Origin of the sequence: Mycoplana dimorpha, from assembly GCF_003046475.1 — a bacterium.
In the GTDB taxonomy this organism is placed as follows: domain Bacteria; phylum Pseudomonadota; class Alphaproteobacteria; order Rhizobiales; family Rhizobiaceae; genus Mycoplana; species Mycoplana dimorpha.
Genome location: NZ_PZZZ01000004.1, coordinates 241,698 through 264,260, shown reverse-complemented (window position 1 = coordinate 264,260; position 22,563 = coordinate 241,698). Strand labels below are relative to the sequence as shown.

Sequence of the window (22,563 nt, the reverse complement as noted above, 5' to 3'; positions counted from 1 at the left end):
AAAGACGGGAGAGCAAGCCCTCCCGTCGATACAAACCCGCAACGGGTCACAATTTTCCCCGCATTAGCGGGAACGCCTCATTCCTCGCCGTAAACGTCGAAGGGGAAGTACTTGGCGTTGATCTCCTGGTACTTGCCGCTGGCGCGGATGCCCTGGATGGCCTTGCTGAATTTTTCGGCCAGCGGGTCGCCCTTGCGGACGGCGATGCCGGCGCCCGCGCCGTTGATCACCGGATCGACCGGCAGCGTGCCGAGCAGCTTGCAGCAGGCGCCTTCACTGGTCTTCAGCCATTCCGAAAGCACGACGACGTCGTCGATGACGGCGTCGACGCGGCCGTTGGCGATGTCGAGCTTATACTCGTCGGCGGTCGGGTAGAGCTTGAGCTCCGCCCCCTTCATGTGCGCCTCGGCATAGTTGGAGTGGGTGGTCGAGGACTGGGCGCCGAGCGTCTTGCCGGCCAGCGCCTCGGCGGTCGCCTCGGTGATGTCGGAATCCTTCGGCACCACGATCGCCGGCGGGGTGTTGTAGTACTTGGCGGAGAAGTCGACCTTCTGCTTGCGCTCCTCGGTGATCGACATCGAGGCGATGATGGCGTCGAACTTCTTGGCCACCAGCGCCGGGATCATGCCGTCCCAGTCCTGGGTGACGAAGGTGCACTGGGCTTTCATCTCCTCGCAGAGCGCCTTGGCGATATCGATGTCGAAGCCCGTCAGGGTGCCGTCGGACTCCAGGACGTTGAAGGGCGGGTAGGCGCCCTCGGTGCCGATGACGATCTTTTCACCATCGGCCATTGCGGCGCTGGAAAGCAGAGTAAAGATGGCCGCGGACGCAGCCATGGTGAGACGTTTGGAAATGCGCATGTTCATCCTCTCTGTTTCAGACCCCGCCGGCTCTTGTGTACTCGGCGGTTACGGGGGCGGTCGCCCCGCTTGCGGCGATAATCGACCTGTTTGACAACAAAAATCAACTGTCATTTGCCGCCTTTAACCGTCACGGTATTCAAACCGCCGAGAGGCATTCCGACGGTGACGGCTGAACGCCAAGCAACGGCGTGTTCATCACGAGTTCACGTCCTCCCCAATAGCTTTCCCCCAGGCCTGCCGACTCGGTTCGTGGGGCGAACCACAAATTCGCCCGGAACTACTGGTTGACGACCGCCGTTGATCAGGAGCCACTGGTAAGACAAGGAAACACGATGGGTAACCGAACCAAATTGCTCGCAACGGTAGCGTTGCCGATAGCCTCGATCATCTGGCAGCCCGCGGACGCCGCGGCATTCCGTATCATGCCGCCGGCCGGGACCGGGCAGCAGGTGATTCTCGCCCAGGCCGACGAAGGCCAGCTCAGCGAAGAAGAACTGCGCAAACTGCGCCGCAAGCAGCGCCAGGAGGCGCAGCAGGGCGAAAGCCAGAATGGCGAGCAGCAGTCCGACAAGCAGAAGTCCCGCGAGGAGCGGCGCAAGAAGCAGCAGCAGGCCGAGGAACAGAACGGCGCCGCCGAAGAGCAGAAGGCCGCCGACGAGCAGCAGCAGTCCGACAAGCAGAAGGCCCGCGAGGAGCGGCGCAAGAAGCAGCAGGCCGAGGAACAGAACCGCGCCGCTGAAGAGCAGAAGGCTGCCGAGGAGCAGCAACAGTCCGACAAGCAGAAGGCTCGCGAGGAGCGACGCAAGAAGCAGCAGCAAGCGGACGAGCAGAACCGCGCCGCCGAAGAGCAGAAGGCTGCCGAGCAGCAGAAGGCCGCCGAGGAGCAGCAGCAGTCCGACAAGCAGAAGGCCCGCGAGGAGCGCCGCAAGAAGCAGCAGCAGGCCGAGGAGCAGAACCGGGCTGCCGAAGAGCAGAAGGCTGCCGAGGAGCAGAAAGCTGCCGAAGAGCGGAAGGCCGCCGAGCAGCAGAAGGCTGCCGAGGAGCTGAAGGCTGCCGAGGAGCTGAAGGCTGCCGAGGAGCAGCAGCAGTCCGAGCAGCAGAAGTCGCGCGAAGAGCGGCGCAAGAAGCAGCAGCAGGCCGAGGAGCAGAACCGCGCCGCCGAAGAGCAGAAGGCTGCCGAGCAACAGAAGGCCGCCGAAGAGCAGAAGGCCGCGGAGCAGAAGGCTGCCGAAGAGCAGAAGGCTGCCGACGAGCAGCAGCAGTCCGAGCAGCAGAAGTCCCGCGAGGAGCGGCGCAAGAAGCAGCAGCAGGCCGAGGAGCAGAACCGCGCCGCTGATGAGCAGAAGGCCGCCGAGGAGCAGAAGGCTGCCGAGGACCAGAACGTTGTTGAAGAGCAACAGCGGTCAGAGGAGCAGAACGCCGCCGAGGAGCCTCAGCAGACGGACCGTCAGAAGGCCCGTGAGGAGCGCCGCAAGAAGGCCGAGGCCGAGCGGGCGCGCAACGCCGACGAGACCAATCGCAACCGGCCGCGTCCGGAGATCGACCCCGCGCGCGAGGAAATCGCCCGCGATCCGTCGCGCACCAACCAGACCATCGACCTCCCGGTGGTGGGCGGGGCCGCCGTGCTCGACAGCGACAAGGAAGCGGACAACCGTGGCCAGGGATCGCGCGAGGAGCGGCGCAAGCGTCGGGCCGAGGAGCGGCGCAACGTCAGGGTCGAGGTCCCGACCTCGGATGCGGATGCCCAGATGATTCGCGACGGAGAGCCTCGCCGCGTGGAATACGGCGCGATCGAGCGTGAGCGCGGCGAGCGGTTCGATCGCCGCCCGGGCTATCGCGCGCCCGACTACGCCAAGGTCGAGAAGCGCGAGAACAACCGCGTCATCATCAATATCGACAACCGCACCTTCGTGCGGCACTACGACAGCGACCGGCTGTCGCGCCGGGCTGACGACGTCTACTACGAGCACCTCAGCCGTGGCCGGGTGCGCGAGACGATCACGCGTCCGGGCGGCATCCGCGTCGTGACGATCCGAAACAGCTATGGCGAGATCATCCAGCGCTCGCGCTTCATCGGCGACCGGGAATACGTGCTGTATTACGCCCCGGACGTCGAATACATCGACGACCGCCGGCCGTTCTACGACCCTGGCCGGGACCTGCCGCCGATGCGGCTGACGATCCCGGTCAACGACTACATCATCGATACGTCCACCGACTACGACCGCGATTACCGCGCGTTCCTGCGGTCCCCGCCGGTCGAGCCGGTTGAGCGCGTCTACACGCTGGACGAGGTGAAGTACTCGGCCCGTATCCGTGACAAGGTGCGCCGCATCGACCTCGATACGATCACCTTTGCGACCGGCAGCGCCGAGATCTCGATGGAACAGGCCAAGACGCTGCGGCGGGTGGCCGACGCGATCAACGACCTGCTGGACGAGAATCCGGACGAGACCTTCCTGATCGAAGGTCATACGGATGCGGTCGGTTCGGACGAATCGAACCTGATCCTGTCGGACGAGCGGGCCGAGTCGGTCGCCACCTTGCTGACCGAGGTCTACGACATTCCGCCGGAGAACCTGTCGACGCAGGGCTACGGCGAGCGTTACCTCAAGGTCGAGACCGACGGGCCGGAACAGCTCAACCGTCGCGTCACCATCCGGCGCGTCACCCCGCTGGTCAAGCCGGTGGCCTCGGCCCAGTAAGACGAGACATCGGATCGACAGAACAAGGGCCGCCGGGGCAATCCGGCGGCCTTTCTGTTCGACCAAGCCTGCCGGTCATGCCGGAGCCGATCCGGCGAGACGCGCCCCGGGCTCGTTCTAGCGGCGCCGGGCCAACAGGAAGGCGGCGGTGAAGACGGCCAGTGCGGCGCCGACCGACAGCGGGCCGGCGTCCGGTCCGCCGATCTCCATGATGGCGCCGGTGAGGCTGGACCCGGCGCCGCTGCCGATCGCATAGATCAGCGCATAGGCGGCGCTGCCGGCGACCAGCATTCCGCCGCGGAAACGCTCGCCCAGCATGGTGAGCGCGCAGGTGTAGAGCGAGAAGGTCGCTGCCCCCAGCATGGCGAAGGCGACGAGAATCAGCGCCGGCGCGTCGAGGAAGGGAATGGCCAGGTAGCTGAGCGCCGCGACCGCCGCGGTCCCGACGGCGACGCGATGGCGCGGCAGCCGGTCGAGGGCGTAGCCGATGAAGGGCTGGGCGACGGCGGTCGGCAGCGCCAGCACGGTGACGCTGATGGCGGCGAAGGCCTCGGTGTGGCCGGTCCTGACGAAATAGACCGGCATGGCGGAGATCGCCGCGATGTCGGCGAAGCCGAAGGCGAAGACCATGGCGATCAGCATCGGCGCCTGGCGGAAGAAGCGGAAGATGTCGCGCGTCGAGGTCGGCTCGGGCGTGGTGCGGGTCGAATACATCAGGGTCGCCGTGGCGAAGGCGACCAGCGCGAGGTAGACCGCGGTCAGGGCGAAGCCGAAGCCATCCGCAGTGCCGAACAGCGGGATGGCCAGCGGGCCTGCGGCAAAGCCGGCGCAGATCGATGCGCCATAGAAGCCCGAGACCCGCCCCCGCAGCCGGTCCGGGCAGGCGACGTTGAGCCAGGCCTCGCTCAGCATGAAGATCAGGCTGGCGCAGAAGCCGAGCAGGAAGCGGGCGACGAACCAGACGAGCGTCGAGGAAAAGACGGCGAAGGCAGCCAGGCACAGCGAGCAGCCGACGAGCCCGGCGATGATCAGGTGGTTGGCGCGAAAGCGTTGCGTCAGCCGTCCCAGCATCAGCGTCGCCGCCGCGAGGCCGAGCGCAAAGCCGACGGCATTGACCCCGATCATCGTCGAGGAGACGCCGCGTGCCGCCAGGACCAGCGAGACGAGCGGATAGGTGACGCCCTGGGCCACTGAAAAGGCCGTGACGCCCAGGACGATTGCGACGATCGCCGGCCAGTCCGGCGCGGCATGGGCCTCAACGGCCGGATTGGATTGCATGAAGTCTCCCTGTCCGCTCCCCGGCGGACGGGAGTTCTTAGCGGAGGCGAAGCCCGAAGGAAATGCCCACCGCACCCGTGCTCGCAAGACAGCGATCCCGAGGCGCGACGCACTGCCCGCCGGGCTATCTCGGGGATGCGCCGCCGCTGTCGGCCGAGCATCCAGCGGCGGCGATGTTCTTCCAATTTCCACCGGCCTGTGCGAGAACAAAGCTGGTTGCAGCGACGCACGGGGCGAGACCCCGCAAGGTCCACCACAAGCCGTGGAAATGGAGTGTCGCATGAGCATTCGTCGTCAGCCTCGGGCGCGATGGGCGCCATCAGAAGCGCCTTCATCCGGCGGCCACGGGCTTGGACACGCGTCTTGTGCGATGCCGCTCGGCCCGATCCTGGCTGTCGCCCTCGCGCTTGTCGCGATCACGTTCCGCCCGGCGGTGGCGGCGAACTGCTCGCAGACGCCCGGGCCCGGCGTCGACTGGAGCGAGTGCTCGAAGAAGGCGCTCATGCTGGGCGGAAGCAACTTCGAGGGCGGCAATCTCACGGGCGCCGATCTCACGCTGACCGATCTCAGCCGGACGAACATGAAAGGCGCCGACCTGGAAAAGGCGTCGCTGACGCGCGCCTGGTTCACCGGCGCAACCGCCGACGGGGCGAAGTTCGACCGCATCGAGGGCTACCGTACCGGTTTCGACAAGGTCTCGGCGGTCGGTGCGTCCTTCGCCCTGGCCGAATTGCCGCGGGCCAGTTTCAAGGGGGCGCTTCTCATCAACGCCAATTTTGAAAAGGCGGAACTGGGGCGGGCGGATTTTTCCGGCGCGGTGCTGACAGGAGCCCGCTTTGCTCTTGCCAATCTCTCCAGGGCGGAACTCGGCAGGGCCAAGTTCGAGGGCGGCCTCGACTTTTCGCGCGCCTTCCTGTTCCTGACGCGCATCGAGGGACTGGACCTTTCGTCCTCCACCGGGCTCGAACAGGAGCAGATCGATATTGCCTGCGGCGATGCCGCCACCAAGCTGCCCTCCGGCCTCACCGTTCCGACGAGCTGGCCCTGCCCATTCGATTGACCCCGCGGAATGGCCCCGCTTACTTGCCGGCCTTGGGGGCGAGGCCGACGGCATGGAGGATGAAGTCGGCGATCGTCTCGGTGTCGTTCAGGTCAAAGACGGGCAGGTCGCTGTCGGTGATCGGGTGATCGGCGGCGATGGCGACGATATGCGGGTCCTGCGGGGCGAGTGGGGCGCGGTTCGCCGATTCGAGCCGCCGCGCCTCGATCTTCGGGATCGGCTCGCGCTTGTAGCCCTCGATCAGGACCAGGTCGCAGGGGGACAGTCGGGCCAGAATCGATTCGAAGCTGGGCTCCGGTTCGCCGCGCAACTCATGCATGATGGCATAGCGCGTGCCCGAAACGATCGTCACCTCGTGCGCACCGGCCTGACGGTGGCGGTAGCTGTCGGCGCCGACCTTGTCGATGTCGAAGTCGTGATGGGCGTGCTTGATGGTGGAGACCCGCAGGCCGCGGGCGACCAGCGTTTCGACGAGCCTGACGGCGAGGCCGGTCTTGCCGGAGTTCTTCCATCCGGCGATGCCGAAAATGCGGGGGCGGTCGGTCATGGTTCGAGCGTCCTGAGCCAGGTTTCCGCCGTGGCGAGGTCGTCCGGCGTATTGATGTTGAAGAAAGGGTCCAGCGGGCCGCGCCGCGTCTCCAAGTCGGCGAAACGCACCTGGGCGGCGCCATGCCGGTCGAGCCAGGCGCGCAGCCGCAGCGATTGCCCGCTTCGCAGCCATTCGGCCAAGTCGTCTGCGAGGGCCAGCGGCCACAGGCCGAAAACCGGGTGCAATCCGCCGGAGGAACAGGCGACGACGATCCGGTCGGCGCGGTCGATCGCCGCGGCGAGGCGGTCGACCAGGTCGGTGGGGAAGAAGGGGCTGTCGGTCGGCACCGTCGCCACATGGCTCGCGGTCGGATGCCGAAGCCGGCCGTCGGCGAGCGCGGCGAGGATGCCGCCGAGCGGCCCGGAACGCACGCCCTGAAGGTCCGGGAACACCGGTCCGGCGAAACCGGAGAGGGCAGGGAGCGGGTCGTTGGCGCTGATCGAGAGCGCCGATACCTGCGGGCGCAGGCGGTCAGCGGCGCGCTCGAGCAACGGCACGCCGCCGAGGCGGACAAGCGCCTTGTTGGCGCCCATGCGGCTGGATAGTCCGCCCGCGAGGATCACCCCGGGGAACGTTTCCGTGCCGCTTGCCGTCCCTTGCGTCTCCATGCTGCTGTCCCGGTCCTTTCTCGTTAACGCCAATCCGATCGGAGTATACCGTCGCGCGCGAGCTTTCGCGACGCGGCCGAGGGCGGCGAAAGCTGCCGCTCTACGGCGATTCGGGCTGCGGTTCCTGGCCTACGGTCTTACGGCGCCGGCGGTTCTCGCGGTAGAAGGAGTAGAGCCCGGAGGCGACGATGACGGCGACGCCGGCGCCCATCCACAGATCGGGCTGCTCGCCGAAGAACAGCATGCCGATGGCGATCGCCCAGAGCAGGCTGGTATAGCGAAACGGAGCGATGAAGGAGATCTCGCCGGTGCGCATGGCCATGACGATGCCCTGGTAGCCGGCGACGAGGGCCAGGCTCGCGCCGGCGATGCGGAGGACCGGGGCCGGGTCCATGGGACGCCAGCCGCCCATCGGAACGACCAGCAGACCGCCGACCACCGTGATCGCGATCGAGGTAACGGCGGTGATCAGCAAGGCGGGGATGGCCCTGTCGATACGGCGGGTGCACAGGTCGCGCATCGCGGCGAAGAAAACGGAGGCGACGACGCAGATCGCGCCCAGCGAGAAGCCGTCCGGGCCCGGGCGGAGCACGATGAGCACCCCGACGAACCCCGCGAGGATGGCCAGCCAGCGCCGCCAGCCGACCGCTTCGCCGAGATAGAGCGCGGCGCCGAGCGTCACCGCCAGCGGCAGCGCCTGCAGGATGGAGGCGGTATTGGCGAGCGGCATCAGCCCCAGCGCCGACACATAGGTGACCGCAGCGGCGATCTCGCCAACGGCGCGCAGCACCAGCGCACGATCGCGCAGCGCCTCGAGCGGCCGGAACGCGCCGGCGAGCCAGGCGAGCGTGACGACGATCGCCGAGGTCATCAGCCCGCGCACGAAGATGATCTGCCCGGCGTTCATCGCGTCGGTCACCGACTTGACGAGCGCGTCGTTGATGGTGAACCCCGCCATGGCCAGGACCATGAAGAGGGCACCCTTGTGGTTGGCGGAGCGATTCATGCGCGCGTTCCTGAACTGACCGCTCCTTCTTAGGACGGTTGTTGGCGAACTGTCATCGCCGCAGCGACGGATGCTTGCGTGAAAACCGCCCTGTCGGATCGATTTTGGTCATAAACCGCCGGTTTTGCCGACATTGGCTGCACAATCTGACCGGACGACGCGGCCATTGCGCCGAAATGCCGCGGTCGCTTCGTACTTCGTTAATGTATTGGGCCATATCGTAACGTCACCCAAGCACCATCGCATGATGCGACGGATGGTGGACGCACGCCCTAAGTGCGCCCCTTCGCGGTGTCGTCGTTCACGCCCGGGGTCGGGCCTGTCGGGGGCGCATATCGCACAGGCGGACCTGCCGCCATCGGACGGGTATGAGGTCGGTAAAAAATAAAAATGCCGGGGAACCCATGTCCTTCATCGATCGTCTGCTGCAGCGCCGCCGCATCGTCACCAAAGTGCTGCTGTTCGTCATTCCGCTGGTCGCGCTGATCGCCGGGATCGGCCTCGTCGGCTTCTTCACCGCGCGAACGCTGAACGGCCACATGACCGTCACGCGCGAGACCATCAACAGCCTGTCGGACTTCCAGCGACTGCGAAACGCGTTGCAGGATTTCGCCGATCATCCGAGCGAGGAGGGGCTGAAGTCGCTGGTCGAACGGATCGACGAGCAGGAGGAGGGCATCCAGACCCTCAACGCGCTGCTGCCGGATGAGGCCGAGAAGGCGAAGATCGCCACGGTCGTCGAACTGGCCGACAAGATGCGCGGCCAGACCGAGCTGTTGTGGTCGATCCGCACGGAGCAGGAGGCGGTCACCGCCGCGCTGGAGACGGCGTTGACGAGCATGGCCGCGGAGGGCGACATCGCTGAAAAGCAGATCGACGTCATTCGCCGTGAATCGGACGAGAAGGAGAAATTCGCCAAGACGCTGCTGTTCGATGCCGCTGCCTACCAGGGGCTGGCCGAACGCGTCGGCAAGTTCCGCAAGCCGGTCGTGCTGGCAATGAAGCCGGAGGACGCGATCAAGGCGGCCGAAACCTACCTGCCGCGTCTGCTGAAGGAGTTTGAAAGCTCCGAGCGGATCGCATCGCCGAAGGCTCGGGAACACTTCGCGCTTCTGAAAACCGAGATCGAGGCGATCCAGACGATCATCGCCGGCAGCGGCGACGCTGAGAGCAAGAAGCAGACGCTGTCGCCGATCGTCTCGAAGCTTTCGAAGTTCGAGGCCGACTTCGCCAAGGCGGCGCAGCAGAACTCCGACACCGCGGCAAAGCGCTATGTCAGCATGGGGGCCGAGATCGCTCTGATGAAGCGGCTGATGTCGCTGATCAGCGAGACCTTCACGCAGGTCGATCGCGCCAGCCTTCATATCAGCGAACTGCACCGCAAGCCGGATCAGGAAAGCCGTACGGTTGTGCTGAAGGATATCCAGGTGATTGCGTCGAAGGCGGCCGACCTTGCCAGGCTGGGCGGCAAGAACGCCACCCTCCACAACCTTCCCGGCAAGCTCGCGCCGCTGCTCGGCGCGGTCGGACAGCACTCGCAGGACCTGATTTCCGTTGCCGAACGCTGGCGGGAGGCGCGCGCCGGCGCGCGGACGCTGATCACCGACGCGAGCCAGACGCTCGAGGCGTTCGTCAGCAGCGCCCAGGAGGCCGGCAAGAAGGACAGCCAGCGCTCGGCCAACGTGTCGCTGATCGCCATGGTCGCCGGCACGCTGCTGGCCATCATCGGCGGCCTGATGCTCGTCGAAACGCTGCGCGGGCCGCTGCGGCGGATCACCGAGGTGATGTCGCGGCTGGCCGGCGGCGAACTCGACGTTCCGATCGAGGGCCGCAACCGCGGCGACGAGATCGGCGACATGGTCCGGTCCGTGGCCGTGTTCCGCGACGCCGCGCTGGAGAACGTGCGGCTGGAACGGGAGGCGGAAGCCCAGCGGGCGCTCTCCGAAGAGGAGCAGGCGCGGCGGGCCGCCGAGCGCGCCCGTATCGAGGCGGAGCAGATGGAAGCGTTGACCGCGCTCTCCGAGGTGCTCGGCAAGCTGGCCGAGGGCGACCTCGAGGAGAGCATGACCGAGGCGCTGGCGGCCGAGTACGTGGCCATGGCCCGCACCTACAACCATGCCGTCGAGGCGCTCCGGGCGACGCTGTCGGACGTGCGCGCGACTACCGTGGAGATCAGCGGGGGAGCCGGCAATCTCGCCGCGTCGGCCGACGACCTGGCGAAGCGCACGGAGCAGCAGGCCGCCGCACTGGAGCAGAGCACCCGGGCGCTGCGCCAGTTGACCGAGATCGTCCGTTCGACCGCGGAGAGCGCCCAGTGTACCGCCGTGTCCGTCAACGAGACGCACGTCTATGCGATGCGGTCGGGCGAGGTGGTTGCCAAAGCGGTTGACGCCATGGCCCAGATCAACCGCTCGTCGGAGAAGATCGGCACGATCATCGGCGTGATCGACGAGATCGCCTTCCAGACCAACCTGCTGGCGCTCAACGCCGGCGTCGAGGCGGCGCGAGCCGGCGAGGCGGGCCGCGGCTTTGCCGTCGTCGCCCAGGAGGTGCGTGAACTCGCACAGCGCTGCGCGGGCGCAGCGCGCGAGATCAAGGGACTGATCTCCGACAGTTCCGCCCAGGTCCGCAGCGGCGTGTCTCTGGTCGAGGAGACCGGCAAGGCGCTGGCGGTGATCAACGAGCACATTTCGTCGATCCACCAGCTCGTCGGCAACATCGAGCAGGCCACGGCCGCGCAGTACGAGGGGCTGAACGAGGTCAACCAGGCCGTCAACGAGGTCGAGCTCATCACCCAGCAGAACGCTACGATGGTCGAGGAGAACACCGCCGAGATCCACGGGCTGCGCAGCCGCGTCGAGGTGCTGAACGCCAAGATCGACCACTTCAAGACGCGCGACCTCGGCAGCCGTGACCTGGCCGACGGAGAAGATTACTACGCCGCGTGAACCGGCGACGGCCACAGAAAAGCCCCGCGACGATCGTCATCGTCGCGGGGCTTTTTTTCGTGCAGCATGAATACACACTCAATCGGCAAGCCCCAGCCGCCTGATTCCTTCGACACGCAGCTCGAAGTCGGCGGGGTTCTTGAACGGCAGCATCTTCCGCCGCCGTTCGATCGAAAAGCCGGGATCGGTCCTTTGCACCTGCGCCCACGCGCTGCGGCCCTGATCGATCCGGCCGAGATGCCCGTAGCAGGACGCCAGCAGCGCGTAAGCCGTCGGGGCGTCGGGATTGCGCTCCAGCCGCCGGCGCAGGGTTTCAGCCGCCATGTCGAACCGTCGCAGCTGGAACTGCGCCTCGGCAAGAAACTGCAGGGCAATCTCCGGATAGACCGGGTCGAGCCGCATGTAGGCGTCGATGGTCTCGATTGACCGGGTCGGCCGACCGGTGAACATCTCGATATGGGCCCGCAGCAGCAGCCCCTCGGCGGAACTCGGGGCGAGCGCTATGCACCGTTCGACCGCCGCCATCGCCTCGTCCGGGCGCCTGCTCCAGAGCAGCGCCACGCCCATGACGAAATGCCCCTCTGCCAGGCTTTCATCCATTGCGATGGCACGGCGTGCGAGGTCCAGCCCGGTTGCGAGCGCCTCTGCCGGGTTGGCCGCCCAGCCGTTGATGTAGTCGTTGATGTGCGCGAACGCGCTGAGGGCATAGGCGGCCGCGAAGGCCGGATCGATCTCGATCACGCGTGCCATCTGGGCGCGCGCGTTGATGTTGCCGGTACGGGTGTGCAGCCACACCTGTTCGCGGCCGCGAAGGAAGCAGTCGTGGGCGGTGACGTTGGCGGGGTGGCGGCCGAACAGGCGGTCGGTCTCGGTGCGGGTCAGGCGGACCTTCAGGGCGGCGACGATCTGCTGGGTGATTTCGTCCTGCACGGTGAAGATGTCGGTCATGTCGCGATCGAAGCGGTCGGCCCAGGCGTGGCCGCCGGTCGCAGCGTCGATGAGCTGCGCGGTGACCCGGACCCGGTTTCCGGCCTTGCGCACGCTTCCTTCCAGGACATAGCGCACGCCCAGGGCTTCTGCGACCTGGCGGATGGAGACGGGGCTGTTCTTGTAGACGAAGGAGGAGTTGCGGGAGATGACGTGCAACTCTGCAACCCGGGCGAGGTCGGTGATGATGTCCTCGCTTATGCCGTCGGAGAAATACTCCTGGTCGGCATCCCCGCTCATGTTGTTGAAGGCGAGCACTGCGATCGACGTCTTCTTTGCCGGCTCGGCCCTGTCGGGAGCGGCCGCGGCCGGACGGTCCTGAGCGGCGGCATCGACGAGACAGAAGATTTCGATGGGCCGGGCGATGTTCTTCACCGACTGCGATCCGAGACTTTCGATGCCGACCGGAACCTTGTCGCGCACCTGGTCGGCGGCCGCCCGGGAGATGTAGATGCAGCCCGGCTGTGCGAGTGCCTGCAGGCGCGCGGCGACATTGACGCCGTCCCCGTAGATGTCGTCGCCGTCGACGATGACGTCGCCGACATTGATGCCGATGCGGAACCGGATGCGGGCGTCGGCGGGGACGGCGCGTTCGAACTCGGCCACCTGCTTCTGGATTTCCATGGCGCAGGTCACCGCCTCGACGGCGCTGGCGAACTCCAGCAGCGCGCCGTCGCCCATCAGCTTGACCATGCGGCCGGAATGCCGCGCAACGGCCGGGTCGATCACGTCGACGCGCAGCGTCTTCAGGCGCGCCAGCGTCCCGGCCTCGTCGGCTTCCATCAGCCGCGAATAGCCGACGACGTCGGCCGCAAGGATGGCTGCAAGCCTGCGCTGAACCCGCTCGGCCGTCATGGCGAAAATCTCGCTATCAATGGCAATGGGGCGCCACGCGCAACTGTAGCCCCGATCGCCCGGTCTGGCTATCGACGACAGGTGGTCGGGTCCGTCGCGGCGCGGCTGTAGAGCATCGAAGCCGCCCCGCGCAGGCGAGGCGGTGGCAGGCCCGGCCCACCGGGCCGCGTCAAGAAGAGCGAATCCGGTGCGCATCGTCGGCAACCAGACTATGATGCGCCCTTGTCGAGAAAGGGAGCAATTGCATGAAAGCGCGCGTCAAATGGGTGGAGGACCGGACCTTCATCGGCCAGTCCGGCAGCGGGCACACGGTCGTGTTGGGCACGGCATCCGGGCCGGAGGGGCACACGCCGGGGCCCAGCCCGATGGAACTGGTGCTGATCGGGACCGGCGGCTGCACCGCCTTCGATGTGGTGCACATCCTGGAAAAGGGCCGCGAGAACGTCGAGGATTGCGTCATCGAACTCGATGCGGACCGTGCCGAGCAGGATCCGAAGGTGTTCACCCGCATTCACATGCACTTTGTCGTCAAGGGCCGTGGCCTTTCGGCGAACAAGGTGGAACGCGCCATCGCGCTGTCGCTCGAAAAGTACTGTTCGGCCTCGGCGATGCTCGCCAAAAGCGCCACCATCACCCACGACTTTGAAATCGAGGACACAAGCGACGGTCCAAAGGCCTGAGGTGAGAGTGGCCGTCAGCCGCCGGTGACGCTCATGTGGCGGGCAACGGCGGGGCGGTTGTTGCGGCCGATGACGAAGTCATGCCCCTTGGGCTTGCGGCCGATCGCCTCGTCGATAGCCTGCGACAGCAGCGCATCGTCGTCGGAGGCGCGAAGCGGCAGGCGCAGGTCGGCGGCGTCGTTCTGGCCGAGACACATGTAGAGCGTGCCGGTGCAGGTCAGTCGCACCCGGTTGCAGCTTTCGCAGAAATTGTGCGTCATCGGCGTGATGAGGCCGAGCCGGCCGCCGGTCTCCGCGACGGTCACGTAGCGGGCCGGGCCGCCGGTGCGGTAGTCGATGTCGGTGAGCGTGAACTGCTCCGACAGCCGCGCCCGCATCTCAGACAGCGGCAGGTAGTGCTCGGTGCGATCCTCGTCGATCTCGCCCATCGGCATCGTCTCGATCAGCGTCAGGTCCATGCCGCGGCCATGTGCCCAGCGAAGCATGTCGGGGATTTCGCGGTCGTTGAAATCCCTCAGGGCCACGGCGTTGAGCTTGACCTTGAGGCCGGCCGCCTGGGCGGCATCGATGCCCTCCATCACCTTGGATAGGTCGCCCCAGCGGGTGATGGCGCGGAACTTGTCGGGGTCGCGCGTGTCGAGGGAAACGTTGATGCGGCGCACGCCGCAGTCATAGAGCTCGGCGGCGTGCCTTGCGAGCTGCGAGCCGTTGGTCGTCAGCGTCAGCTCGTCGAGACGGCCGGCTTCGACATGGCGGCCGAGCTCGCGCACCAGATGCATGATGTTCTTGCGAACCAGCGGCTCGCCGCCGGTCAGCCGCAGCTTGCGCACGCCCTTGGCGATGAAGGCGGTGCAGAGCCGGTTCAGTTCCTCCAGCGTCAGCAGGTCCTTCTTCGGCAGGAAGGTCATGTTCTCCGCCATGCAATAGGTGCAGCGGAAATCGCAGCGGTCGGTGACCGACACGCGCAGGTAGGTGACGGCGCGACCGAACGGGTCGATCATCGGCGCCCCGGATGTTGCCAGTGCCGTTGCCGTGTCCGATGGTCCTGCATAACTGTTCACGTCATTCCTCCTGCTGCCGCGGAATGTCGGGCGTGGCGTGCCGCCCGTCAAGACCGCCTGGGTATTATCGCACCAATTTGCCGCTTGCCTATGTGCCGCGTGCGGCATAGTGCTGCCAGAAAGCGCGTGGAGGACGACGATGAGCGAGAATTGGCCCACCGAATTGCGGGTTTCGCAGGACCGTCAGCGCCTGACGGTCGCCTTCGAGAATGGTGCACGCTACGAGCTGTCGGCGGAGATGCTGCGGGTGCTGTCGCCATCGGCGGAGGTGCAGGGGCACGGGCCCGGCCAACGGGTCACGGTGCCCGGCAAGCGGAACGTCTGCATCATCTCCGTCGTCCCGACCGGAAACTACGCCGTGCGGATCGGCTTCGACGACTTCCACGACTCTGGCATCTATACCTGGAGCTACCTGCGCGAGCTCGGCGAGAAGGGCGACGAGCTCTTCGCCGCCTACGAGCAGGAGCTTGCCGACAAGGGCATGACGCGGGACCGGTCGGAAAAGCCGCGGTAGGCGAGCCAAGGCGGCGCGCCGCGACGACCCGGCGCCACTATTTACGGTAGATCAGCCAGCTCTTGGAGAAGTCCTTCTTCATGCCCTCCTCGAAGGCCATGGTGCGGTTGCGGCCGCCGTTCTTGGCGCAGTAGAGGGCGATGTCGGCCTTGCTGTAGAGCTCGGACGGGCTTTCCGCGTCGCTGGCCATGCAGAGGCCGAGCGAGATGGTGACCCGGCCGTAGTTGACGCCGGTCCTGGAGTTCTTGAACGGGGTGTGCTCGAGTGCGATGCGGACCCGCTCGGCCATCGCGACGACCTCGTCGAGGGTATTGCCCTCGACGATCAACGCGAATTCCTCGCCGCCGGTGCGGGCCAGGAAGACGTCCTTGCGCACGCTGGCCCGGATGATGCTGCCGACGCTGGCCAGGATCTTGTCGCCGACCGGGTGGCCGTAGGTGTCGTTGATCTTCTTGAAGTGGTCGATGTCGGCAAGCACCAGGGCGGTGACGCCGTGCAGCATCGGATTGTTGTAGATGGCGGCCAGCTTGTCGTCGAAGGCGCGGCGGTTGGAGAGCTGCGTGAGCGAGTCCGTGTTGGCGATGCGCTTGTATTCGTCCAGTTCGCGGCGGACGAGGTCCATCTCGCGTGACTTCTGGGCGACGTTCTCGACCATCTCCTTGCCTTGCGTGATGGTGTCGCCGGTCGCCGCAGACAGGACGTTGATGGCGCTGCGGATGATTTCGGCGCTTGCGTGGTTCTTGTCGTTGATGCGGCTGTAGGTTTCGTCCAGCAGCCGGTTGTAGCTTTCCAGCGAGCTTTGCTCCTGCTTAAGCAGATGCAGCAGAGCGTCGAGCTGCGAGACCATCTTCGTGTGAGCGCCGTCGATCGCCTCGGCGCGGTGATGGCCGAAATGCTTGGCGCCGATCGCATCCAGCTCTTCCTGGGTGGCCTTGCTGCCGAGCGCGGCGACCTCGCGCGTCAGCTGCGGGCTCGAGCCGATATAGGCCTCGTAAAAGAGCTCATAGTTCCGCGGTATCGGCGCGATGCCCATGATGCGCATCGCATAGGTCACCTGCGCCGCGATGTCCGGCACCTGGACCTTCGGCGCTGCAGGCGTGTTCATGGGCGGCTCCCGTCGTGGCTGCTTATGCGAGTGATAAAAATAGGTGGAAAAGATTTGGAAACGATTAACGATGCTGTGACTTTGGTCGCGAAAAAAAGACCCCGCGGGCGGACCCGCGAGGCCGTAAATTTCTGCCGATGGGGGCTGATCAGCCCGGCATGATCATCTTTTCCGGACGGACCGCCTCGTCGAATTCCTCGTTGGTCACATAGCCGCCGCCGACGGCTTCCTCGCGCAGCGTCGTGCCGTTCTTGTGGGCGGTCTTGGCGATCTTGGCAGCGTTGTCGTAGCCGATCTTCGGGGCCAGCGCAGTGACGAGCATCAGCGAACGCTCGAGCGCCGCCTTGATGTTGTCCTCGCGCGCCTCGATGCCGACGACGCAATTGTCGGTGAAGGAGACGACCGCGTCCGACAGCAACTGTACGGACTGCAGGAAGTTGTAGGCCATCAGCGGGTTGTAGACGTTCAGTTCGAAGTGGCCCTGGCTGCCGGCGAAGGTGAGAGAGGTATGGTTGCCGAAGACCTGCACGCAGACCTGCGTCAGCGCCTCGCACTGGGTCGGGTTGACCTTGCCGGGCATGATCGACGAGCCGGGCTCGTTTTCCGGCAGCGACAGTTCGCCGAGGCCGGAGCGCGGGCCGGAGCCGAGCAGGCGGATGTCGTTGGCGATCTTGAAGAGCGCGGCGGCGGCGGAATTGATCGCGCCATGCGAGAACACCATCGAATCGTGCGCGGCCAGCGCCTCGAACTTGTTCGGGGCGGTCTTAAAGGCGATGCCGGTGATCTTGGCGATTTCCTCGGCGACCTTCTCGGCAAAGCCGACCGGGGCGTTCAGGCCGGTGCCGACGGCGGTGCCGCCCTGGGCGAGCTCGCACAGGCCGGGCAGGGTCATCTCGATGCGCCTGATCGACGAGGCGACCTGGGCGGCGTAGCCGGAGAACTCCTGGCCGAGGGTGAGGGGCGTTGCGTCCTGGGTGTGGGTGCGGCCGATCTTGATGATGTGGTCGAAGGCCTTGACCTTGGCCTCGAGGGCAGCGTGCAGGTGCTTCAGCGCCGGCAGCAGGTCGTGGACGACGCGCTCGGCGCAGGCGATGTGCATGGCCGTCGGATAGGTGTCGTTCGACGACTGGCTCATGTTGACGTGGTCGTTCGGGTGGACCGGCTTCTTGGAGCCCATTTCGCCGCCGAGCATTTCGATCGCGCGGTTGGAGATGACCTCGTTGGCGTTCATGTTCGACTGGGTGCCCGAGCCCGTCTGCCAGACGACGAGCGGGAAGTGGTCGTTGAGCTTGCCGTCGATGACCTCCTGGGCGGCGGCGGCGATGGCCTCGCCGATCTTCGGGTCGAGACCCGAAAGCGCCATGTTGGCACGCGCCGCCGCCTGCTTGACGATGCCGAGCGCGCGCACGATCGAAAGCGGCTGCTTCTCCCAGCCGATCTTGAAGTTGCCGAGCGAGCGCTGGGCCTGGGCGCCCCAGTAGCGGCTGTTGTCGACTTCGATGGGGCCGAAGGTGTCGGTTTCCGTGCGCGTAGATGTCATGTCGCTTCCCGCTTGTTTCCATGCGTTGTCGGAGCGGTCGTCGCCGCCGCATGGCGCGGCGCGGCCGGACGGCGCAGGTTGGGCTGCGCCGTGCTGGAAATCCGGGCCTTCTCTGGCCCAACAGGGCGGCGCTTGTAAAGGGTCGGCGGGACGGGCGACGCCCGGCATGCGGGCTAAAATCGATTAGGGCCGCGCAGGCTGCGGTCGAGCGATGGCTTAGCCCGGATTCCGGCCTTTGCCGGGACTGTGGCCGCGCTGCTACAGAATGCGCGAAATCGCCGGCCAAGTCGATGCCGGCGGAACCCGGATCGGGCGTTCGCAAGGGTGATTGCCGCCGAAATCTTCGTTGCATTTCAGATTTTTGCACCGCGTCGCACGGAACGGCTGCGGTGGCGCGGCCGACCGCAAATGCGACCGGGACAACGGGGTGCATTTCCTTTTCATTCACCATCCCGCCCTATAGTTTCCGCACTCGCGTATGCGGGTGGATGCCGGCTCGCCGCTGCTGTCGGCGGTACATGGGAATGAAGCAGTCATGAAGTTTAGAAAGTCCGCGGCGCTTACGGCGCTCCTGGTAACCTGCGCGTTTGTCGTGGTCGATGCGGTGCCGGCACGCGCCGAGGCGCCGAACCTTCTGCAGATGCTGTTCGGCAAGCGCAAGCGGCAGGAGCCGGAGCCCGCACGGCTGCCGGTCGCGCTCGGGCCGGCCGCCATTGCAGTCCCGGGGGCGCGGAAGGATGCCAAACCCGCGGCGCTGCCGCGCGTCACCGGACCCCAATACTATACCTACAAGCCCGAGCCGTTGCGGGCGATCGCCATGGACAAGCTCGCCGATCCGGTGGTCACCGGCTCGATCAAGGAGCGCGGCATGCCGCTGGTGCAGTACTCGTCCGAAAACGAGATCCGCCGCGATTTCGCGACCGTCAACGCCATGGCTCCGGCGGAGAGCGCCAGGGCGGTCGAAGAGTATTACAGCCGCAATGCCGGCCTCATCTGGGTCTCGGGCAGTCAGATCAGCGCCCGCGCCCGTGCGGCGCTTTCGGTGCTTGCCGACGCCGAGGCGGTCGGCCTCGACCCGAAGGACTACATGGTGGAGGTTCCGTCCGCCGTGTTCGACGGCGCCAACATGGCCGCCCGCTACCAGGACCTTGCGGCATTCGAGGTGAACCTGTCCTCGGCGGTCACTACCTATGTCCTCGATACGGTGCGCGGCCGGATCGATCCGAACCGTATTTCCGGCTATCACGACTTCGCCCGCAAGAAGGTCAATCTCGTCGCCGCGCTCAGCATCATCTCGCAAAGTCCGGACGTGGCTGCCTATCTCCGCAGCCGCGCGCCCTCCGGCCGCCATTTCCAGGCGCTGGCGGCCGAGCTTAAGCGGCTGCAGGCGTCGGCGGACGCTTCCGATCCGGTGGTGATCGCCGCCGGCACGCTGCTCAAGCCGGGCCAGAGCAACCCGGAACTCGCAAACATCGTCAAGGGCGTGGTCCGCCACGGCTCGGAGGCGCTGAAGACGGAGCAGGCGGCGACGATCGCGGCCTACAAGGAGTCGCCGGAGTACACGCCCGAGCTGGTGGCGCTCGTCGAGGCGTTCCAGAAGGAGAAGGGGCTGAAGCCGGACGGCGTCGTCGGCCAGGCGACCATCCGCCACCTGACGGGCGGCGACAGCGTCGCCGACAGGATCTTCAAGATCAAGGTGGCGATGGAGCAGGCGCGATGGCTGCCGGCCGAGCTCGGCAGCCGCTACGTGTTCATCAACCAGCCGGCCTACATGGCCTACTACCACGACAAGGGGGACGAACAGTTCGCCATGCGCGTGGTGGTCGGTTCGAAGGCGAACCAGACCTATTTCTTCCAGGACGAGATCCAGACGGTGGAATTCAACCCGTACTGGGGCGTGCCGCAGTCGATCATCATCAACGAGATGCTGCCGAAGCTGCGGTCGGATCCCTCCTATCTCGACCGCCTCGGCTACGAAGTGGAGTTGAACGGCCGGACCGTCTCCTCGACGCAGATCGACTGGAGTTCGACGAAGGGCGTGGCGGTGCGCCAGCCGCCCGGCGACGACAATGCGCTGGGCGACCTGAAGATCCTGTTTCCGAACGCGCACGCCATCTACATGCACGACACGCCATCGAAGAGCTATTTCAAGAAGGACATGCGGGCACTGAGCCATGGCTGCGTGCGACTTTCCGATCCGCGCCGCATGGCGGCGGCGGTGCTCCGCACCAGCGTCGACGACGTCGGCGCCCAGATCGCCAAGGGCCGCAACAAGGCGGTGAGCGTTCCGGAGCGCGTCCCGGTCTATGTGTCCTACTTCACTGCCTGGCCGAACAAGGACGGCAAGGTAGAGTTCTTCGACGACATTTACGGCCGCGACGACTACATGCGCAAGGCGATGGAAGCGACCCGCGCGGTGCGGCAGGCCCAGAGCTAACCAGCCGGAGGCGTGACCGGCTGCTGCAGTTGGCCGGTGAAAGATGAAAGGGCTCGCTTCGGCAACGGAGCGGGCCCTTTGCGTCTGCCGGTTTCCTCGGCTTGGATCCGATCGGTCAGGCAGCCGCCGTCCTTGCGATCAGGGAGTGGACGAGGTCGGGACCCAGTTCGTCGAAGCTTTCGATGACGTGCGTCGGTTCCAGCGCGTCGATCGCCACGTCCGAGTAGCCGAACGGCACGCCGATCGAGGGTACGCCGGCATTGCGGGCGACGAGCACGTCGTTGAGGCTGTCGCCCACCATCACGGCGCGGGCCGGGTCGCCGCCGGCGAGGCGCACGGTTTCCAGCAGATGCGAGGCGTCTGGCTTGCGCACGGGAAAAGTGTCGCCGCCGGTGATCGCCGCAAACCGCGCCGTCAGGCCGAGACCGTCGATCAGGCGGCGTGCGAGGCCTTCCATCTTGTTGGTGCAGACGGCGAGCCTGAAGCCGGCAGCGTCGAGACGGGCGAGCGCGTCGATCAGGCCCGGATAGGGCCGGGATTCGCCCGGCATGCCCTGCGCGTAGTGATCGACGAAAATTTCCAGCATGCCGGCGAGATCTTCCCGGGCAAGCTCGCGGCCGCGCAGCTTGAAGGCACGCTCGATCATCACCTGTCCGCCGTGGCCGACCAGATAAGTCAGGTCGGTATAGGTGACCGGCGCGAGGCCGGCGGTGCCGATCGTATGGTTCAGGCTGGACACCAGGTCGGGGGCGGTATCGACGAGGGTTCCGTCGAGATCGAAGACGACTAGGGGCGGGGTCACGTCGGTCCTTTCTGCTGGGCAACAGCGTCTGGAGGTAGGCGATGGGCGGCGCGATTGCAATCGCGGTCCGCGACCGATGCCCACAGCCGTTATCGCCCGAATCGCGCGGCGGCTGAATTTGGCTTTTGTTTGCGCCGGATGGCGTGTAAGTGTCACACCGGAATCTGCCCGCAGACGGGCCCTGTTTACGAGGAGCGAGAGGCGGATGGACGCCCGCGAAATGAAGATAAAAGCCGCTGCGGCGGCGCTGGCTCACGTCGAGGACGGCATGCGCCTTGGGATCGGCACCGGATCGACGGCCGAGGAATTCGTCCGGCTGCTTGCCGAGCGGGTCGCAGGCGGCCTTTCGGTGATCGGCGTGCCGACGTCGGAGCGCACGGCGCGGCTCTGCGTCGAGCTCGGCGTGCCGCTGATGTCGCTGGACGAGCTGCCCGAGCTGGACCTGACGATCGACGGGGCGGACGAGGTGGACGGCCGGCTTCGCCTCATCAAGGGCGGCGGCGGCGCGCTGCTGCGGGAGAAGATCGTGGCCGGCGCCTCGAGCCGCATGATCGTGATCGCGGACGAATCGAAGGTCGTCGAGACGCTCGGCGCGTTCAAGCTGCCGATCGAAGTCAATCCGTTCGGCATGGTGGCGACGCGAATCGCGATCGAGCGCACGGCCTCGCGTCTCGGTCTTTCAGGGGCGATCGAACTGCGCCAGGCGGGCGCCGGCCATTTCATGACCGATGGCGGGCACCTTATTCTCGACGCATCTTTTGGCCGTATTCCTGATGCAGAGGCGCTGGCGACCGCCCTGAATGCGATTCCCGGCGTCGTCGAGCACGGGTTGTTCATCAACATGGCGTCTCTTGCCATCATTGCCGGGCCGGCAGGTGCGCGGACGTTGACAGCGGACACTTAGACAGGAGCACAGACACCATGACCATCTTTGCCGGCCTTGGCCGCACGCTTGCCGCAACGCTCATCGCCTCCGCCACCTTCGCGGGCACCGTCATGGCGCAGGACGCAACCGAAGAGCAGATCAAGGCGGCGCGCGCGGCGATGGATGCGCTGAACGCGACCGCCCAGTTCGACGGCATCCTGCCGGAGATCGCCGAGAAGCTGAAGAGCACGCTCATCCAGTCGACGCCGAACTATGGCGACCTGATCAACAAGACCGTCGACGAGGAGGCGCTGGCGCTCGCCTCGCGCCGGGCCGACCTCGAGCGCGAGGTGGCAAACATCTACGCCAAGACCTTCACGGTCGAGGAACTGAAGGCGATTTCCGACTTCTACGCGTCGGAGGCCGGCAAGAAGCTGCTGCGGTCCGGACCGCTTGCGGCACGCGAGGTGATGAAGGCTGCGGACATCTGGGCGGCGGGCATCTCCCGCGACCTGGCCGTCAACAGCGACAAGAAGCTCGAAGCCGAGATCGGCGCCCAGAAGAAGGCCGAGGGCGCGGCGCCGAAGAACTGAGGCTGCGCCCCACCGAATTCCTGTTTCTCAAAGCCCGGAGCGATCCGGGCTTTTCCTTTTCCGCCCC

At 66.2% G+C, this 22,563-nt stretch carries 18 protein-coding genes; 8 read left to right on the top strand and 10 right to left on the bottom strand.

All coding sequences use genetic code 11. From position 1 onward, the window contains the following. Nucleotides 1–77: 77 nt before the first annotated feature. Nucleotides 78–860, bottom strand: a complete 783-nt coding sequence (locus tag C7449_RS11410) for an ABC transporter substrate-binding protein (RefSeq protein WP_108003198.1) — start codon at nt 858–860, stop codon at nt 78–80. A 335-nt stretch (nt 861–1,195) separates the two neighbouring features. Here C7449_RS11410 and C7449_RS11405 point away from each other — a divergent pair, with 335 nt between their 5' ends. After that, on the top strand, nt 1,196–3,568 hold the full coding sequence (locus C7449_RS11405) for an OmpA family protein (RefSeq protein ID WP_108002922.1): 2,373 nt from the start codon (nt 1,196–1,198) through the stop codon (nt 3,566–3,568). A 117-nt stretch (nt 3,569–3,685) separates the two neighbouring features. Here C7449_RS11405 and C7449_RS11400 read toward each other — a convergent pair whose 3' ends face one another. Further along, entirely contained in the window at nt 3,686–4,846 is a 1,161-nt protein-coding gene (locus C7449_RS11400; RefSeq protein WP_108002921.1) for an MFS transporter, read from the bottom strand. Between the two features lie 370 nt (nt 4,847–5,216). Between C7449_RS11400 and C7449_RS11395 the strand changes: the two genes are divergently transcribed. Continuing rightward, on the top strand, nt 5,217–5,906 hold the full coding sequence (locus C7449_RS11395) for a pentapeptide repeat-containing protein (RefSeq protein WP_108002920.1): 690 nt from the start codon (nt 5,217–5,219) through the stop codon (nt 5,904–5,906). 19 nt (nt 5,907–5,925) lie between these two features. Here C7449_RS11395 and mobB read toward each other — a convergent pair whose 3' ends face one another. The 3 genes from mobB to C7449_RS11380 all read right to left on the bottom strand — a co-directional run bounded on the left by mobB (nt 5,926) and on the right by C7449_RS11380 (nt 8,109). Further along, nucleotides 5,926–6,453, bottom strand: coding sequence for a molybdopterin-guanine dinucleotide biosynthesis protein B (gene mobB / locus C7449_RS11390; RefSeq protein WP_108002919.1), 528 nt, complete (start codon nt 6,451–6,453; stop codon nt 5,926–5,928). After that, nucleotides 6,450–7,103 (bottom strand): molybdenum cofactor guanylyltransferase MobA, encoded by a 654-nt coding sequence (gene mobA / locus C7449_RS11385; protein WP_108002918.1) that lies wholly within the window; start codon nt 7,101–7,103, stop codon nt 6,450–6,452. The genes mobB and mobA overlap by 4 nt, the downstream gene beginning before the upstream one ends. 100 nt (nt 7,104–7,203) lie before the next feature. Then, nucleotides 7,204–8,109, bottom strand: a complete 906-nt coding sequence (locus tag C7449_RS11380; RefSeq protein WP_108002917.1) for a DMT family transporter — start codon at nt 8,107–8,109, stop codon at nt 7,204–7,206. A 404-nt stretch (nt 8,110–8,513) separates the two neighbouring features. On the opposite strand from C7449_RS11380, the gene C7449_RS11375 reads away from it, so the two are divergent. Then, nucleotides 8,514–11,057: a methyl-accepting chemotaxis protein gene (locus tag C7449_RS11375; protein WP_108002916.1), complete on the top strand. Its 2,544-nt coding sequence runs from the start codon at nt 8,514–8,516 to the stop codon at nt 11,055–11,057. A gap of 78 nt (nt 11,058–11,135) precedes the next feature. On the opposite strand, the gene C7449_RS11370 is transcribed toward C7449_RS11375, so the two are convergent. Further along, the gene (locus C7449_RS11370) at nt 11,136–12,899 is read right to left on the bottom strand and encodes an adenylate/guanylate cyclase domain-containing protein (protein ID WP_108002915.1); all 1,764 of its coding nucleotides are present in this window, start codon (nt 12,897–12,899) and stop codon (nt 11,136–11,138) included. A 245-nt stretch (nt 12,900–13,144) separates the two neighbouring features. Between C7449_RS11370 and C7449_RS11365 the strand changes: the two genes are divergently transcribed. After that, nucleotides 13,145–13,579, top strand: coding sequence for an OsmC family protein (locus C7449_RS11365; RefSeq protein ID WP_108002914.1), 435 nt, complete (start codon nt 13,145–13,147; stop codon nt 13,577–13,579). A 14-nt stretch (nt 13,580–13,593) separates the two neighbouring features. Here the strand turns inward: C7449_RS11365 and moaA are convergent, their stop codons facing one another. Then, entirely contained in the window at nt 13,594–14,580 is a 987-nt protein-coding gene (gene moaA / locus C7449_RS11360; RefSeq protein WP_245414374.1) for a GTP 3',8-cyclase MoaA, read from the bottom strand. A gap of 199 nt (nt 14,581–14,779) precedes the next feature. Between moaA and C7449_RS11355 the strand changes: the two genes are divergently transcribed. Continuing rightward, a complete protein-coding gene (locus C7449_RS11355; RefSeq protein ID WP_108002912.1) occupies nt 14,780–15,154 on the top strand; it encodes a gamma-butyrobetaine hydroxylase-like domain-containing protein in 375 nt (124 codons plus the stop codon). A gap of 37 nt (nt 15,155–15,191) precedes the next feature. Here C7449_RS11355 and C7449_RS11350 read toward each other — a convergent pair whose 3' ends face one another. Both C7449_RS11350 and fumC read right to left on the bottom strand, forming a co-directional pair. Further along, nucleotides 15,192–16,259, bottom strand: coding sequence for a GGDEF domain-containing protein (locus C7449_RS11350; protein ID WP_108002911.1), 1,068 nt, complete (start codon nt 16,257–16,259; stop codon nt 15,192–15,194). 148 nt (nt 16,260–16,407) lie between these two features. Then, complete coding sequence (gene fumC, locus C7449_RS11345) at nt 16,408–17,799, bottom strand: class II fumarate hydratase (protein ID WP_108002910.1); 1,392 nt, start codon at nt 17,797–17,799, stop codon at nt 16,408–16,410. 535 nt (nt 17,800–18,334) lie between these two features. On the opposite strand from fumC, the gene C7449_RS11340 reads away from it, so the two are divergent. Continuing rightward, on the top strand, nt 18,335–20,236 hold the full coding sequence (locus C7449_RS11340) for a L,D-transpeptidase family protein (RefSeq protein WP_108002909.1): 1,902 nt from the start codon (nt 18,335–18,337) through the stop codon (nt 20,234–20,236). A 115-nt stretch (nt 20,237–20,351) separates the two neighbouring features. Here the strand turns inward: C7449_RS11340 and C7449_RS11335 are convergent, their stop codons facing one another. After that, nucleotides 20,352–21,038, bottom strand: coding sequence for an HAD family hydrolase (locus C7449_RS11335; RefSeq protein ID WP_108002908.1), 687 nt, complete (start codon nt 21,036–21,038; stop codon nt 20,352–20,354). Nucleotides 21,039–21,243: 205 nt separating this feature from the next. Between C7449_RS11335 and rpiA the strand changes: the two genes are divergently transcribed. Both rpiA and C7449_RS11325 read left to right on the top strand, forming a co-directional pair. Further along, complete coding sequence (gene rpiA, locus C7449_RS11330) at nt 21,244–21,942, top strand: ribose-5-phosphate isomerase RpiA (protein WP_108002907.1); 699 nt, start codon at nt 21,244–21,246, stop codon at nt 21,940–21,942. A gap of 17 nt (nt 21,943–21,959) precedes the next feature. After that, nucleotides 21,960–22,496, top strand: a complete 537-nt coding sequence (locus tag C7449_RS11325; protein ID WP_108002906.1) for a DUF2059 domain-containing protein — start codon at nt 21,960–21,962, stop codon at nt 22,494–22,496. The last annotated feature ends 67 nt before the right edge of the window (nt 22,497–22,563 follow it).